Origin of the sequence: Glutamicibacter uratoxydans (assembly GCF_050753455.1) — a bacterium.
Classification (GTDB): domain Bacteria; phylum Actinomycetota; class Actinomycetes; order Actinomycetales; family Micrococcaceae; genus Glutamicibacter; species Glutamicibacter uratoxydans_A.
This window is the reverse complement of the sequence record NZ_CP192736.1, coordinates 2,549,628-2,565,282: the sequence shown is the minus strand read 5'-3', so window position 1 is coordinate 2,565,282 and position 15,655 is coordinate 2,549,628. Positions and strand designations below refer to the sequence as shown.

The following is a 15,655-nucleotide window of genomic DNA, read 5'->3' as shown; positions in this document are numbered from 1 at the left end:
ACCCGAAAAGATCAAGTTCTATGGATGATCCGTGAAGATCAGTTGGTGGCGGCGGTGAGTGTGACCAGCACAGCCTCCGGCGGGCAGGCAATCCGGATCGGAACGAAGCGCGAATTGCCGATCCCGGCAGACACGTTCAGTGGAACGCTACGGCCCTCGAATTCCCACTCGGTCAGCCCGCGGGCCCGCCAAGTGGGCAGATCACAGTTGGTCACCAGTGCGCCATAGCCTGGGATACAGACCTGACCACCATGGGTATGGCCAGCAAAAATAATTTCGGCACCGCTGCCGGTAAAGGCATCCAACACCCGCTGGTAAGGGGCATGGGTCAAAGCAATTTTCACATGTGGTGCACGCAGCGCACTGGCTGAACCAGCTGGCCACCCGGCAAAACTATCGCGGTCCAGATGCGGGTCATCGACACCGCTGAGATCCAGCCGAATCCCGTTCAAGGGAACCGACAAATTCCGGTTGGTCATATTCACCCATCCGGCCGCACCGAAAGCCCGATGCATCTGTTCGTAGGGCAGAGCTTTTTCTGCGGGGTTTCGTGGGGTGGTGCGGGAGCGCTTGAGATAACGGAAAGGGTTCTTCAGCTGAGGGGCGAAGTAGCAGTTGGAGCCGGGTACGAAGGCGCCAGGAAACTGCATCAGTGGGCCCAAAGCTTCCAAGAGCGCGGGGATACCGCGGGGGTGGCTAAGGTTATCCCCGGTGTTGATCACAAAGTCCGGTCGTAGCTCGGCCAGCTCGTGAAGCCAGCGGCGCTTGAGTTGTTGACCAGGAACCATGTGAATATCGGACAAATGCAGGATCCGAATGTCATTGCTACCCTGCGGAAGCAACGGAAGCGTCTCGCGGCGAAGACCGAATTTCTGTGTCTCGTACATGCCGTAGCCGACCAAGGCGGTACCCGCAGCCAACGCCGTCCCTGCCAGCAGCGCGGTATTGCGTGCCATGGTGGACAGTGCCTGGGGGAAAGTGGTGGAGGAAGCCATGAGCTGGACCGTCATCGTCCTTTCGACGCGTGTGCGTGCAGTGATAAGTCCGGGACTGCCGGATACACGAGGGCCGTGACCACCAGATGGTGATCACGGCCTTCAGTTTAGTCGTCGTTATCGTCCTGCGGCGAACCCTGACGATCCGGCTGTGGCCGATCGGAGCCATTGCCGTCGTTGCGGTTTGGCCTCGGACGTTCCGACCCCTCGCTATCGTTGTCGTCAGAATTCTCCGGTTTCGAGGACTCCGATGAGTCGGATGACTCTTCCTTCTCGTCGTCGTTTTCTTCTGGCTTCGGCTTTGGCTTTGGAGCCACGCGAGCCTTACCGAAGGACTCGTGCTCGTAATCCCCGGCAACCTTGGACATGTAGTTCACCCACATTGGTGCGGCGAAGGTGGCCGAGTCAACCCAGCGGTAAGACTTGCCCATCACAGTGGTGCCCAGAACCTTCTTATTCTGCTCATCCACACGGCCAACCCAAGCTGCGGTCGACATGCCGGAGGTGTACCCGACGAACCAAGTCGACGAAGCACCGTTGTTCGTACCGGTCTTACCGGCAACCGGCCCGGGGACACGACCCTTGGAAACGCGTTGCCCGGCAATCTTCTGCAGCGTGCCATTCATGTCGGCCACGATCTGCGGATCAATCACCTGGTTACAGGTTTCAGCCTTGACCTTATATTCGGTTCCTTTGGCATCGGTGACCGAGGTCAAAGCGCGAGGTTCACAGAACTCTCCCTTATTGGCGAAGGCAGCAAAAGCTGCAGCCTGTGACAGTGGCGTGATCTTGGCCGAACCAATCACGAAGGATGGGAAGGACGGGTCGATGGGGTGTGGCTCGAAGCTCTTGTTACCATCCGCATCGGTGAATTGATCGTGGCTGAGTACCCCCAGCTTGGTGGTGTAATCGGTGATGGTGCACAGGTCAACCATCGAAGCCTGACGGATCGTGGCGGTGTTAACCGACCAGTACAACCCGTAGTCCACAGTCATCGATCCCGGGTAGCCACGGACCGCGTTTTCCGGACGCCAATCTTCACCTACGCGGGTATTGCCACCGGGTAAGCATGAAGCTTTCCATTTGTAGCTGGTGCTGTAGTTCTTGACGCGAGAATCGATCTTGTCCCACATATTGTGACCTTCGTGGAGCCAAGCGAGCGTGGTGTACGGCTTCATAGTCGAACCACCCTGGAAGCCACCTGCTCCACCCAGCGCACGAGATACCGAAAAGTTGTATTCGGAGTTCTCGTCGGAAACTTCTGGGTTGTAGTACTTGTTCTGCGCCATGGCCAGAATGTTGCCGGTACCCGGTTCCACCGAAACAATCGCAGTACCCAAGTTCGAATCATCGGCTGGGTCGACCATCTTGCGCGCTTCCTTAGTGGCAACCTTCTGCGCGTTGGCGTCCAAGGTGGTCTTGATAGTCAGACCGCCACGGTAGAGCAGGTTCGTCCGATCTTCCTTGGTCTTACCGAAAGCTTCGTCGCTGGTGATCAAACGTGAAACGTAATCGCAGAAGTGGGCGCTATCGCCGGCAGCTATACACCCGGACTGTGCCACGCTTGGATCAGTTTCTAGGTCGGAAGCCACCGCTTCGTCGTGTTCTTCACGGGTGATCGCTCCGGTGCGCAACATATTGCCCAGCACCTTATCGCGACGTTCCTTAGAACGCTCGGGGTTGGCCAGAGGGTTGTAAACATTTGGCAGCTGCACCATACCGGCCAGCATGGCCGACTGCTGCAGGTTCAGATCCTTGGCATCCACCGAGTAAAAGCGCTGTGCGGCAGCCTGTACGCCATACTCGCGGCCCGAGAAGAGCACCAGATTCAGGTAGCCTTCCAGGATCTCGTCCTTGGACATTTCATTTTCGATGGCCACCGAATACCGAATTTCACGGATCTTATCGGCGTAGTCCTTCTGGCCTGGAACGGTGCTTTCGTCCGAACCGGTCAGTTCCTGATTGTTGATCAACAGGTTATTCACGTACTGCTGGGTCAGGGTTGAGGCACCTTGACGCGAAGAAGAAGTGATATTTGACACGGCAGCACGGGCGATACCGCGCGGATCCACGCCGTTGTGCTCGTAGAAACGCTCGTCTTCCACCGAAACAATGGCTTTACGCATGTACGGGGAGATGTCTTCAAGTTTCACCGGGTCACGGTTCTGCTCATAGAAGGTTGCGAGCACCTTTCCATCCCGATCCAGCACTGTCGAAGGCTGCGAAATCGGGAGCTTGTCAAAGGATGCTGGGAGTGCGTTGAGGATGTTGTTTCCGGTAGTCATACCGGACTTTGCCATCGCTGCAACGGGGATCAACATACCTGCTGCGAGCACACCACAAAGGGCGCTGATTCCAAGGAATGCAACGATTTTTCCCAAAGTGGTAGCCGTGTCAAAAAAAGGGGACTTCTTAGCTGCCATGCTTACTAGTTTACAAGGACGCGCTAACGTATCGAGTATGACTAAATGGGAATACGCAACATTGCCTCTTGTAATCCATGCGACCAAGCAGATTCTGGACCAGTGGGGAGACGACGGCTGGGAGCTTGTCGCCGTCGTTCCAGGACCTAACGGAACCTCTCCCGTCGCCTACCTCAAGCGCCCGAAGGGCTAAGAACCAAAGGAGAAAACCCCCATGAAAGAAGCGAATTCTTCGCGCGTTGAAGCCCGCCTGAGCGAACTGGGTTTCACGCTACCCGAGGTAGCCAAACCAGTCGCGGCTTACCTTCCGGCGATCACCACCGGCAACTATGTGTACACCTCAGGACAATTACCGCTAATTAACGGTGAACTCACAGTTGTTGGAAAGGTCGGCGCTGAGGTTTCGGCCGAAGAAGCTGCACAGCAGGCACAGGTCTGTGCTCTGAATGCGCTAGCTGCCATTAAGTCCGAAATCGGTAACTTGGATCGCATCAAACGCATCGTCAAGGTGGTTGGATTCGTTTCATCCGATCCAGCTTTCACCGGACAGCCCGTTGTGATTAACGGGGCCTCGGAGTTCCTTGGCCAGGCCCTGGGTGAAGCGGGTCTGCATGCCCGTTCCGCCGTGGGTGTGGCGTCGCTGCCGCTGAACGCTGCGGTTGAGGTTGAGGTTATCGCCGAGTTTGAATAATCGCTTCCCGACGCGTGCTGGGCGGGTGGGTGGTGAATTGACCACCCACCCGCCCAGTGGCGTCCAACGGCGGATTTTTGAGCTGCCGCCGGAACATCTCTCCGCCGCGGAGAACTGGGTCACCTACGGGGTCAGAGCTCCACGTAGTGCCGTGCGCGCCTCCTCAGTCTGCCTGGTGCGCGAGGCGACCTCGGGAGTTGAGACCTATCTGAGCTATCGGGCAGGGACCTCCCCGCTGGGCAGCGTGGCTTTCCCCGGCGGGAGCATGGAAGCGGATGATGCCAGCGAGGCGCGGTGGTTTGGTCCCTCGCTGCGTTCGTGGGCCGCGAAACTCGGCATCCTGGATCAAAAGCTGGCCCGCACTTACGTGGTGTGTGCGATCCGTGAGCTTTTCGAAGAAACCGGCATCCTCTTAGCCGGCAGCGATGAACAGTCCGTGGCGGAAATCAATGATCCGGTGGAATGGATGAGCATGCGCGAAGCCATTGCCGGACGTGACATCAGTTTTAGTGAATTCTTAGGTCGCCGCGGGCTAGGGGTGCGCAGTGATCTATTGCGCCCGGTAGCTCATTGGCTAAGCCCTAATTTCGCGTTGCGGCGTTTCGACACCTGGTACTTCAGCGCAGCCGTACCGCAGGGGCAACACGCCAGTTTGTTAGATTCTAAAGGTATTTGGGGTGCCTGGCTTTCGGCCGCGGAAGTCATCCGCAAACGACACAGTCACTGGTTGGGCAACAGTGTGGGGCAGGACGACACCACGGACCTGCGTCTGAGCCAGATCACCAGCCCAGCGGTCGAAACAATCTTGGAACGGATGGCAGCAGCCAACGGAGCTATCGCCTACCTTGCTCGGGTGCGGAGTCTGAACTTGCATCAAGCTAATCTGCTGGTGCGCGATGGCAGATACCTTCTGGAAGTCGTCATCAACGAAGAAGATCACGATTCAAAGTGGCAATTGTGACTTGCTAACTTAAAAGCATTGGGGCTCCGGTGAAACCACCGAAGCCCCAAAAACTATGCGTGCTGTTTAGCGTGAACGCTGACGCAGGCGCTGGATATCCAAGATCACCACGGCACGGGCTTCCAAACGAAGCCAACCGCGCTGAACGAACTCGGCCAGAGCCTTATTTACAGTTTCACGCGACGCGCCAACCAGCTGAGCCAGTTCTTCCTGAGTCAGCTCGTGGGCAACCAAGATGCCGTCGGTGGCCGGACGACCGAAACGGTCAGCCAGATCCAACAGAGCCTTAGCCACACGGCCCGGAACATCCGAGAAGACCAGATCTGCCAAGGACTCGTTAGTGCGGCGCAAACGCGCAGCCAGAGCCTGCAGTAGCTGGATTGAAACTTCAGGAGAGTTCAGGATTGCACGACGCAGGTTCTCGTGACGTAGGCCGGCAAGCCGCGTCTCGGACACGGCAGTTGCAGTCGCATTACGTGGGTGTGGGTCGAAAAGTGCCATTTCGCCAAATAGCTCACCTGGGCCGAGAACGGCGATCAGGTTTTCGCGTCCATCAGCAGAGGTACGTCCCAGCTTGATTTTGCCGGAAACGATGAAGTACAGCTGGTCGCCTTGGTCACCTTCGCGGAACACGGAAGCACCGCGGGACAGGTCAACTTCGGTTAGCTCTTCGGTCAAGGTAGTGAAGACTTCATCACCTAGCGATGCGAAAAGCGGTGCGCGGCGCAGAACCTCGATATCCATTAATTCTCCTGTCAACAGTAGTGAGCGCTATCTTCATTGTGCCGCATCCGGTAACAATGTGACAGTTTCCACACCCCATTTTGCCCGAAAAATGCCACAAATCACGCTGAACAGCCGTTGAAGGGCGAGGTAACTGACAGAATTCCATCAGGGAACGGCGGTACCTTGGAGTTAGCCGACAATTGTGGAATGAAGTGGGGAACTGGTGCTCGGAGCTTTTAACTGGCTAGACCTGTTGATCTGCATCGCTCTGCTCGCATTTTTCATCGCCGGGCTCCGCCGTGGTTTCTTATTGACCATTGGTGACATGCTCGGCTTGGTTCTCGGTGGTATTGCCGCGTTCTTTGCTATCCCCTTGGTTTCTCCGCTGGTTACCAATCCGTGGGGCCGTGTCGGATTGATGGTCGGGGTGGCGGCCGTTTTGATCATTCTGGGGCAAGCCTTGGGAAGGGTGATCGCGACCTGGATCAAGCGTCGGTTGAACTTCGATGTGGTGCGCGTGGTGGACCGGCTAGTGGGTGGAGCCCTGTCGGTATTGATTACCGCCACCGTGATTGGTGCACTGGCCTTCTCCACCTCCTCGATGGGTATTCCGCGACTCTCCACTGAAATTGCTAATTCGAAAATGATCGAATCGATCCGTGGGGCCACCCCAGAGTTTGTGACCCGCGCGATTTCGACCGCCCGTTCGGCGGTGATGGCCCAGACCCTCCCGGCCATCCTAGAACCCTTCGCGCCAACCGTGGAACCGGTGGAACCGGGGGACTGGACTCCAACGGAGGCACAGTTAGCGGCGGGAAGCTCGGTCGCAAAAATCTCCGGTACCTCCGCCCAGTGCGGTCTGAACCTTTCGGGCTCCGGATTCGTGGTGGGCCAGGAACTCGTAATGACCAACGCACACGTGGTGGCTGGGCTGAGTGCGGCCACCGTGGAGGTGCCTGATGAGGCGCTGCGTCGCGGACGGGTGATTTACTTTGACCCGGCCGCCGATATCGCGCTGTTGCACGTAGAGGGCCTTGAAAGTCAGCCGGTACCCTTGGCAACCACGGACTTAGACCGTGGTGATTCAGCGGCGTTTATCGGGCACCCCTCCGGTGGCCCGTTGCAAACCCGTGGTGCGGTCGTCGCCTCACAAGCCACCGTCTCGATTGCCAATATTTATGGACAAGAGCCTGGCTCACTATCGGTCTATCAGCTCACCGCTGAGGTGATGCAGGGCAACTCCGGCGGTCCGTTGATCGACGAACAAGGTCACGCGGTGGGAATGATTTTTGCGAAGTCGCAAAGTAATGATGAAGTCGGCTTTGCGCTGAGTCTGAACGAGCTGCGTCAGGCGCTGGCACAGGCTGAGAATGAAACCGAGCCAGTGAGCACCGGGCAGTGCATCGAATAGCCGCCCGGATGCCTCACAGACTTCTTGCTTAGCCCTGTTGCAGGATTTCGGCCAACTGCTCTACCGCTAGGCGATAGCCGTTGATTCCGGCTCCAATAATGATCGCGGAAGCCACCGGAGATACGTAGGAATGGTGGCGGAAGCTTTCGCGCTTATGCACGTTGGAGATATGAACTTCGATGGTCGGTAGCGCCACCCCGGCTAGCGCATCGGCAATCGCAACTGAGGTATGGGTGAACGCGCCGGGGTTGATAATGATCCCAGCGGCGGTGCCAGCAGCCGCATGGATGGCATCGATGAGCACACCCTCGTGATTCGACTGGAGATCTTGTAGCTGCAGCTGATGCTTCGCGGCAGTGTCACGGGCCAAGACCAGCACATCGTCGAGGGTGGCTGCACCGTAAATTTCCGGTTCGCGGGTGCCCAGCAGGTTCAGATTAGGGCCGTTAAGCAGCAAAATATTGCGTGGTGAAGTAGATGCCATGCTCTCAAATCTACTGCAGGTGCGGGTTTGCCACCCAGCCGGAGTAGCAGGCGAGCAGAAAATGACGTGCCGCCCCCGATCAGCACACTAGCTGATCGGGAGCGGCACCTCAGAGGGCTCGTGACCCGTGGTATTGCGCGCCTAACTCTGACGCATGGAGTCGGCGATTTGGGTCATGACTGTGGCATCGGACAGGGTGGTCGCGTCACCGACTTCGCGGCCTTCAGCCACGTCCTTCAGCAGCCGACGCATGATCTTCCCCGAGCGGGTCTTCGGAAGCTCCGGGACCACCAGGACGTGACGTGGCTTAGCGATCGGGCCGATGTCCTTGCCCACGTGATTGCGTAGCGTCGCCACCACATCTTCACCTTCGGCTGGTTCGGTCTGCAGGATCACGAAAGCGACCACCGCTTCACCGGTGGTGTCATCCTTCGCCCCGACCACCGCGGCTTCGGCCACATACGGGTGAGCGACCAGAGAAGACTCGATTTCGGTGGTGGATAGACGGTGCCCGGACACGTTCATCACATCATCCACCCGGCCCAGTAGCCAGATATCCCCGTCCTCGTCCTTCTTTGCCCCGTCCCCGGCGAAGTACATGTTCTCAAAACGGGACCAGTAGGTGTCTTTGTAGCGTTCCATATCGCCCCAGATACCGCGCAGCATGGCTGGCCACGGGTCCCGGATGACGAGGAACCCGCCCTCACCGTTCCCGACGGAGTTGCCTTCTTCATCGACCACGTCCACGCTGATTCCGGGCACGGCTACCTGGGCCGAGCCGGGTTTGGTGGCGGTGACTCCGGGCAGGGGTGCGATCATGTGGGCCCCGGTTTCGGTTTGCCACCAGGTATCCACGATCGGGGTGGGGTGCTCTTTGCGTTCCCCGTTTTTCCCATTGTTGCTACCGATCACATCGCGGTACCACATCCACGCTTCAGGGTTGATGGGTTCTCCGACCGAACCCAGTAGCCGTAGCGAGGATAGGTCATAGCCATCGGGGATCTCTCGTCCCCACTTCATGAAGGTACGGATCGCGGTCGGTGCGGTGTACAGGATGCTGACCCGGTACTTTTCAACGATTTCCCACCAGCGGCCCTGATGCGGGGTGTCGGGGGTGCCTTCGTACATGACCTGGGTAGCCCCATTGATCAGTGGGGCGTAGGTGACGTAGGAGTGTCCGGTCACCCAACCCACATCTGCAGTGCACCAGAACACGTCGGTTTCGGGGTGTAGGTCAAAGGTGTCACGGTGCGTGACCGCGCCTTGGACCAAGTAGCCGCCAGTGGTGTGCACGATTCCTTTAGGCTTGCCAGTGGTGCCCGAGGTATAAAGCACAAACAACGGGTGCTCCGCGTCGTGGGGGACCGGGGTGTGCTCAGTGCTGGCCTGACCAACTACCTCATCCCACCACTTATCCAATTCGCCAAAGGCCACATCTTGGCCGTTGCGTTTGACCACGAGCACGTTTTGGACGGTGTGGCCTTCGGCCGCGAGAGCTTCATCCACGGCGGGTTTCAGGCTGGAGGGCTTGCCACGCCGCCACGTGCCATCGGCGGTGACGACGAGTTTCGCTTCGGCATCATCGATGCGGCTGCGGAGCGCGTCGGCGGAGAATCCGCCGAAGACTACCGAGTGGATCGCTCCGATGCGGGCGCAAGCGAGCATGGTGATCACTGCTTCGGGAATCATCGGGAGGTAGACAGCGACCCGATCTCCCTTGGCCACCCCGAGGGATTCGAAGGCATTCGCTGCTTTTTTGACTTCTTCGGTGAGTTCGGCATAGGTGTAGGAACGGGTATCACCGGGTTCGCCTTCGAAGTAAATCGCGACGCGGTCCCCGAGTCCGTTCTCAACATGGCGGTCTAGTGCGTTGTAGGCGGCGTTGAGTTTGCCACCGACAAACCATTTCGCAACCGGTGCTTCACTCCAGTCCAAGGTGTCGGTGAAATCGGTGTCCCAGGTGATGACCTTGCGGGCTTGGTTGGCCCAGTAGGCTAGCCGGTCCTGGTTGCCTTGGAGGTATTGTTCAGCTTGACCGATCGCGTTCGCGCTGAACTGCGTACTGGGGGCAAATGCGCGTGATTCGTGCGACAGGTTATCCAAGGTCTTCGCTTCACTCATGAGCGGGTATTCCTTCCAGCGTGATTCCAAACTTCTCTGTGAACCACGTTACCCTCCGCACCGAATGCAAAGTGAAATATGTCACCTCTCGTGGCTTTAGAGGTTGTGATTGTGCGCCGAACGGTCGATGGCGGGCGGTGAATAGCCAGCAAAAGCGGATTTTGTTCACCGAACATGTCACGATCGGAGAGTGGCGAAAACACGAGTAAACGAAACCCCACTGGCTCTGAAACGGCGAGCGCGCAAAATGAACCGGATCCTAGCCGAGCTCTACTCCTATGCGGTGCCCGAACTCGACTTTGAGAACCCGTTCGAACTGCTGGTAGCGACCGTCCTTTCGGCACAGACCACCGATGTGCGGGTTAATTCCATTACCCCGGCGCTTTTTGCGCGCTATCCTGATGCGCTGGCCATGAGCCAAGCCGACCGAGCTGAACTGGAACAACTGATCCGTCCCACCGGGTTCTTTCGGGCCAAGACTGACTCCCTGCTGGGATTGGCCACCGCGTTGGTCGATCAGCATGATGGGCAAGTTCCCGGTAAATTGGCCGAGCTGGTGAAGCTACCCGGTGTGGGACGCAAAACCGCCAATGTGGTGCTCGGTAACGCTTTTGGGGTTCCTGGCATCACCGTGGACACCCATTTCGGGCGGTTAGCCAACCGGTTCGGGTGGACTCAGGAAACCGACCCGGTGAAGGTGGAGCACGCGGTGGGGGAGCTCTTTGAAAAGCGTGATTGGACGATGCTCAGCCACCACGTCGTTTTCCATGGGCGGCGCATCTGCCACGCGAGGACTCCGGCCTGCGGTGTCTGCCCCTTGGCTACGCTGTGCCCCTCGGCCGGGATCGGTGAGGAAATACCTGCCAAGGCTCAACGGTTACTTAAGTATGAACTGGCGCCGGGCCGCGAGGAACTTTTGGAAAAAATGCGTGCCGGGGCCACCCGAAGAGAGCTTCGGGCTCAGGGATACGGATTGGAAGCATGAGCGCACGCACCGAGCTGGAGCATATTGTCCGGCGACATCAGACCAAGGCGGGAGCCACCGAACGGTTACCGGGAAGCTGGATCAGCAAGCCCATGGATCAGCCCAGTGCCCGGCGTGCCGCGGTTCTGTTGCTTTTTGGCTCCGATAATGGGGCCGCCTTGCAACCGCACAGTTCGGCCGAGGAGCTCGATCTGCTGTTCGTGACGCGCGCGGCCACACTACGTAAGCATGCCGGGCAGATTGCCTTCCCCGGAGGTGGGATCGACCCCGAAGATGATTCGCCCAGCGCAGCCGCCTTGCGTGAAGCTAACGAGGAAACCGGTGTAATCACCGGTGGGATCGAAGTTTTAGGCGAGCTGTCCGAAGTGGAGCTTCCGGTCACCAACTTTCTGGTCACTCCGGTGATCGGCTGGTGGCGTGAGGAATGTGAAGTGTATGCGGTAGACCCCGGGGAATCCCAGGATGTTTTTCGCGCACCGGTCAGCGAACTACTCAGCCCACATAACCGTTTACATGCGGTCGTGGAACGTGGTGGCCGCCAATTTAGGGGACCCGCCTTTGACTACGAGGGGCGGATCATTTGGGGTTTCACCGCCATCATCCTAGACAGACTCTTTACCGAATTGGGCTGGACCCGGCATTGGAAGAGCCAGCGCGAGATTCGGATGGGCTAACCGGCTACAGCGGATTATTTTGCGTCCGCGTAATTGGCGACAGTGTTGATGCTGACCGGGAAATCCGGCGCATTTGCTCCGAAGAGTGTTTGGCCGGCACGCTGCGCTGCAAGTTTCAGCGCCTGAGCCAGACCCTGGGCAAGCTCCGTGTCCGTTTCAAAAACCACTTCGTCATGGACAAAGAAAACCTGTTTGCACCGAGTGTGTAGCCCGGCACTGAAAATCAGGTGCCGGGTTTGAGCCATCCAGATCAGCGCCCATTCGGCCGCGGTTGCCTGCACCACAAAGTTTCGGGTGAAACGACCTCGGGCTCGGGCCGCCAGATCCGCGGCGCGTTGCGCGGTGGCATCCACGGTATTGCGTTGGAGCTGCATCCAATCGGCGTCGGCCGGTGGGCAGCCGCGACCCAGCCAACTCTCTACCCCGTCCCCACGCTCTCCGGCCCGTGCCGCACTGGCCACATATTCCATGGCACGCGGAAAGTTTCGTTCCAAGGCGCTCACGACGCCGCTGGCTTTGGCCGTGCCGCCCCCGTATATTGCCGAGAGCATTCCCAGCTTGGCTTCCTCACGGTTTGCTGCCACCTTCGAGTCGATCAGCCCCTGATACAGGTCCTTCCCCGCTCCGGCACGTTGCAGCGCGGTGTCCTGCGAGATCGCCCCCAAGATGCGTGGTTCGAGCTGGCTGCCATCGGCCACCACAAAGACTTTGCCCGGCGGGGCGGTGATCACCTGGCGGATCGCCCGCGGCAATTGCAGGGCCCCACCACCGCTGGCCGCCCAACGCCCGGACGCCACCGTTCCCAACACATAATGCGGATGAAACCGTGAATCACGGATCCACTGATCCAACCAGGCATCCCCGTGGCTGCTGGCCAAACGCGACAGGCTTTTATACTGCAGCACTTGCTCTATGAGCGGGTCGCGGTGTTCTTCAAGCTCCCAGGCTCGCACCGAAGACAGCGAATATCCGACGCGTTGCAAGGCACGCAGAAGCTCCTGCGGGGAATCCGGGTTTAGCCCCGGAGCGTTCAGTTGCTGCGCCAGCTGTTCGGCTAGTTCGGCTAACCGTGGGGGACGCAGTCCTTCGGCAACTCGAGCCCCGAGTTGTTCGCGTAACAGGGCGCGGTGCCCACGCTCATCCCAGGCCAGCCCGTGATGCTCCATTTCGAGCGCGATGAGCGAACCGATGCTCTCGGCATGCAGTAATAGCTCCAAACGTTGCCGACGTTGCGGATCAGTGGGTAGTGCCCGGCGTTGGCTCAGATAGCGTCCTTCAAGCTCGGGAAGGGTTTCGCCGGCTGCGGTGGGTTCGGCGAAGAGGGCATCCTGTCCCGGGTGCGTGACCCGGGGGATATGATAATCCAGATCCACATCGGGCACCGGGTGCGCGCTAAAGGGGCTGCGGTGCAAGATCCGTTGGGATAAATCCAACATATAGGTTTTGGCTAGATGAACGTTGGCTTCCACTAAGGGCGTGAGCCACGGGGTGGAGCGGCTCATCACCCAGCGTGGCGCCAAGTCCCGTTCCAGCGTAGCCGCCAACCTAACGAACTCTTCCCGTGACAGCTTCTGGTGTTCCTGAACCACTTGTCCGCTCTCGAACTCGCGCACCTTCAGGGCCGCAAACTGTTGATCGGCGCCCGGGCCCACGAAAACAAGAAATGACATGCCTCCATTCTGCCTGTGCGGCAGTCGATATCCCCAGTCCGGCCGGGTCGAACCCCACCGGCCGAGCATTAAAGGCATGCTCGGCAGATGAAATGGCTTGAACGGATTTCTGGTGCCGGGGCACAACCCCCGGCAGACAATCGCTTCGTGGCGAAGCCGCCGTCAACGGCACCCCCGGCATACACAGCCCGACCATCGGGACGCGGCGATGGGCTCACCGTTCAGCTTGACCCGCGACTGACGGATGCTGCGCAGCGGATGCCCCAAGAGCAGCTATCCTGCCTGCTGGTAACCGAGGATCCGTGGATGATTGAGCAAGTGGCGGGGATCGCTTTAGCTGCCGCGGTGCGGGTCCAACAGTGCTCACCGGCCGAGTCGGCCACCATAGCGCAATTCGCCGGTCCGGTGCTCTGGGCGATCGACACCTTCGGGCAGCTGCACCCACAAGAGCACTTGCGATGCGATGTGCTGCTCAGCGCGGGCAGCGACAGCGCACAGCTTTGGCTGGCGGCCAGCTGCCGACCCCAAAGTCGGGTCGCGATACTTCCCGAGGCAGCCGGCTGGTTAGGCGAGTACTTGGGGCAGTGGTCGCTCCGCAGCGGTCAGGGGTACACGCTGAGTTTTGCCGGACTTGCCGGCGGCATCGGCACGAGTGCACTTGCCAGCCTCCTGGCCCATGCCGGAACACTCAGTGCGCTGCACACCGTGCTGATCGACCTTGATCCGTTTTCCAGTTCGTTGTGGCCCCTGCTTGACTGGCAACCGGCTAAGGGTATCGGTTGGGAAGAACTTCAAAGCTCCGGCGGTACGCTGGCAGCACATCAATTCGCTGAAGCTCTAGCCCGGACACAACAGACCGCGGTGCTGACCTGGCACCGCGAACCCGGACTTTTCACCATCGATGAATCCCTCGCCGTACGGGTATTAGCCGCGGCCCGTCAAGCCTTCGATCTGGTGGTGATCGACACCGGTCGATACATCCATCCATTAGCGCCAGCGCTCACCCAGTTCACCGACCAACACGTACTCACCGGTCATCTGGAACAACGCAAACGACTCAGCGAAATTGGCCACCCCTATATTTGTGCGACCCCAAGTGGCCGACCGGTGAAAACCACGACCGATACCGAAGGTATGCTCGGGGTCTTTCCCTTCACCGAAAAGATCGCCCACCGTATTGAACGAGCGGAACTCTGGGACTGTCTGCGCTCGCACAGACTACGACAACGGATCGCCGACTACGATCTGTTACCCACCAAGCAGGTGAATTCGAGATGAGTACCGGACGTCGCTCCAAGCAACCCTCACCGGCGAATCCCAGTTCGGAGCTAGACCCCGCACTATTAGCCACGGTGCGCCGCAAGGCTCTGGAAAACGGTGGTGAGCTTAGTCCGATCGCGCTCGCCGAAGCGGTCAGTGAAGCGGGTACCGCGTGGGGCTCTGATCGGTCGGGGCAGGCCCTGCAGAAATTGCGCGACGAGGTTTATGGGCTTTCGGTGCTCGAACGTTTCGCCGCCCAACCGGGTGTCAGCGATGTGCTGGTTGACCATCGGGGACAGGTCTGGACAGACACACCGCGGGGCTTAGCACGCACCGGTTTTCGTTTTACCTCACCGCAGCAGGTGCGCCGGCTCGCCGTGCATTTCGCCGCGATGGCCGGCAAACGCCTGGATGAAGCTTCACCCTATGTGGACGTGACCGTGCGCCGCTACCGGATTCACGCGGTACTGCCACCTATCGCAGCGCAGGGCCCAGTGATTTCGATCCGGGTGCGGGAAGCAACCAATCTGAGCCTAGAGAATTTGTTAGGTGCCGAAAATCGTTGGTGGCTACCGTTACTGGAGCAGATCATTAGTGACCGGCAAAACTTTCTGATTTCCGGTGGAACCGGTTCCGGAAAGACCACCCTGCTACAAGCGATGCTGTCACTGGTTCCAGCCAGCGAGCGAATCGTGGTGATCGAAGATTCCCAAGAACTCTCGATTGATCACGAACATGTGATTTGCCTGCAATCGCGGGCCGCAAATGTGGAATCCAGCGGTGAGGTGCAGCTCAGCGACCTGGTGATGCAGGCCCTGCGCATGCGCCCAGACCGGCTGATCGTTGGTGAATGCCGCGGCGCGGAAATTCGTGACTTCTTAGCTGCGATGAACACGGGACATCAGGGCGCGGCCGGCACCATTCACGCCAATGATCCATCCGCCATTCCGGCACGACTGGCCGCGCTGGGTGCCTTGGCTGGATGGGACACCCAAGCTACCGCCCTGCAAGCCAACAGCGCCTTGAATCTGCTCCTGCACATGGGTCGGGATTCCCACGGGCGGCGCTCCCCGGTGAAGCTGAGCCGGCTGATATTGGATCACACGGACAGAATCGAGGTCAGCGCACTGATCGACACCGGTGTTCAGTGCCCGTTCTTGAAAGGAACCGAGGACTGGATCAGTGAGTATTTCTCCCACGCCACATGGCTGCAGGTACAACGCCTGTATACGCAACGAGCACAGAAATAGCATC

General features: G+C 59.0%; 14 protein-coding genes. 8 read left to right on the top strand and 6 right to left on the bottom strand.

Annotation, left to right across the window (positions count from 1 at the left end):
• Positions 1-38 precede the first annotated feature (38 nt).
• Positions 39-995 carry a metallophosphoesterase gene (locus ACQQZ8_RS11885; protein ID WP_431712190.1) on the bottom strand — a complete coding sequence of 319 codons (957 nt, stop codon included), beginning with the start codon at positions 993-995 and terminating at the stop codon, positions 39-41.
• 107 nt (positions 996-1,102) lie between these two features.
• Positions 1,103-3,418, bottom strand: coding sequence for a transglycosylase domain-containing protein (locus ACQQZ8_RS11880; RefSeq protein ID WP_431710011.1), 2,316 nt, complete (start codon positions 3,416-3,418; stop codon positions 1,103-1,105).
• Positions 3,419-3,455: 37 nt separating this feature from the next.
• On the opposite strand from ACQQZ8_RS11880, the gene ACQQZ8_RS11875 reads away from it, so the two are divergent.
• The 3 genes from ACQQZ8_RS11875 to ACQQZ8_RS11865 are packed head-to-tail and all read left to right on the top strand — an operon-like array spanning position 3,456 to position 5,070.
• Positions 3,456-3,611 (top strand): DUF4177 domain-containing protein, encoded by a 156-nt coding sequence (locus tag ACQQZ8_RS11875; protein WP_265155370.1) that lies wholly within the window; start codon positions 3,456-3,458, stop codon positions 3,609-3,611.
• 21 nt (positions 3,612-3,632) lie between these two features.
• Positions 3,633-4,109, top strand: coding sequence for a RidA family protein (locus ACQQZ8_RS11870; protein ID WP_431710010.1), 477 nt, complete (start codon positions 3,633-3,635; stop codon positions 4,107-4,109).
• Complete coding sequence (locus ACQQZ8_RS11865) at positions 4,102-5,070, top strand: NUDIX hydrolase (protein ID WP_431710009.1); 969 nt, start codon at positions 4,102-4,104, stop codon at positions 5,068-5,070. Before ACQQZ8_RS11870 ends, ACQQZ8_RS11865 begins: the two co-directional genes overlap by 8 nt.
• A 66-nt stretch (positions 5,071-5,136) precedes the next feature.
• Here ACQQZ8_RS11865 and ACQQZ8_RS11860 read toward each other — a convergent pair whose 3' ends face one another.
• Positions 5,137-5,814, bottom strand: coding sequence for a Crp/Fnr family transcriptional regulator (locus ACQQZ8_RS11860; protein WP_265155373.1), 678 nt, complete (start codon positions 5,812-5,814; stop codon positions 5,137-5,139).
• Positions 5,815-6,019: 205 nt separating this feature from the next.
• Between ACQQZ8_RS11860 and ACQQZ8_RS11855 the strand changes: the two genes are divergently transcribed.
• Positions 6,020-7,207, top strand: a complete 1,188-nt coding sequence (locus ACQQZ8_RS11855; protein ID WP_431710008.1) for a MarP family serine protease — start codon at positions 6,020-6,022, stop codon at positions 7,205-7,207.
• Positions 7,208-7,235: 28 nt separating this feature from the next.
• Here the strand turns inward: ACQQZ8_RS11855 and aroQ are convergent, their stop codons facing one another.
• Positions 7,236-7,691, bottom strand: coding sequence for a type II 3-dehydroquinate dehydratase (gene aroQ / locus ACQQZ8_RS11850; RefSeq protein ID WP_431710007.1), 456 nt, complete (start codon positions 7,689-7,691; stop codon positions 7,236-7,238).
• Positions 7,692-7,832: 141 nt separating this feature from the next.
• Positions 7,833-9,812 (bottom strand): acetate--CoA ligase, encoded by a 1,980-nt coding sequence (gene acs / locus ACQQZ8_RS11845; RefSeq protein WP_431710006.1) that lies wholly within the window; start codon positions 9,810-9,812, stop codon positions 7,833-7,835.
• Between the two features lie 247 nt (positions 9,813-10,059).
• Here acs and nth point away from each other — a divergent pair, with 247 nt between their 5' ends.
• Together nth and ACQQZ8_RS11835 are read left to right on the top strand one after the other, a co-directional pair.
• The gene (gene nth / locus ACQQZ8_RS11840; RefSeq protein ID WP_431712189.1) at positions 10,060-10,797 is read left to right on the top strand and encodes an endonuclease III; all 738 of its coding nucleotides are present in this window, start codon (positions 10,060-10,062) and stop codon (positions 10,795-10,797) included.
• Positions 10,794-11,471, top strand: coding sequence for an NUDIX hydrolase (locus ACQQZ8_RS11835; RefSeq protein ID WP_431710005.1), 678 nt, complete (start codon positions 10,794-10,796; stop codon positions 11,469-11,471). Before nth ends, ACQQZ8_RS11835 begins: the two co-directional genes overlap by 4 nt.
• A gap of 14 nt (positions 11,472-11,485) precedes the next feature.
• Here the strand turns inward: ACQQZ8_RS11835 and ACQQZ8_RS11830 are convergent, their stop codons facing one another.
• The gene (locus ACQQZ8_RS11830) at positions 11,486-13,141 is read right to left on the bottom strand and encodes a bifunctional 3'-5' exonuclease/DNA polymerase (protein ID WP_431710004.1); all 1,656 of its coding nucleotides are present in this window, start codon (positions 13,139-13,141) and stop codon (positions 11,486-11,488) included.
• Between the two features lie 87 nt (positions 13,142-13,228).
• On the opposite strand from ACQQZ8_RS11830, the gene ACQQZ8_RS11825 reads away from it, so the two are divergent.
• Together ACQQZ8_RS11825 and ACQQZ8_RS11820 are read left to right on the top strand one after the other, a co-directional pair.
• A complete protein-coding gene (locus tag ACQQZ8_RS11825; RefSeq protein ID WP_431710003.1) occupies positions 13,229-14,419 on the top strand; it encodes a hypothetical protein in 1,191 nt (396 codons plus the stop codon).
• Positions 14,416-15,651, top strand: a complete 1,236-nt coding sequence (locus ACQQZ8_RS11820; RefSeq protein WP_431710002.1) for a TadA family conjugal transfer-associated ATPase — start codon at positions 14,416-14,418, stop codon at positions 15,649-15,651. Before ACQQZ8_RS11825 ends, ACQQZ8_RS11820 begins: the two co-directional genes overlap by 4 nt.
• Positions 15,652-15,655: the final 4 nt, after the last annotated feature.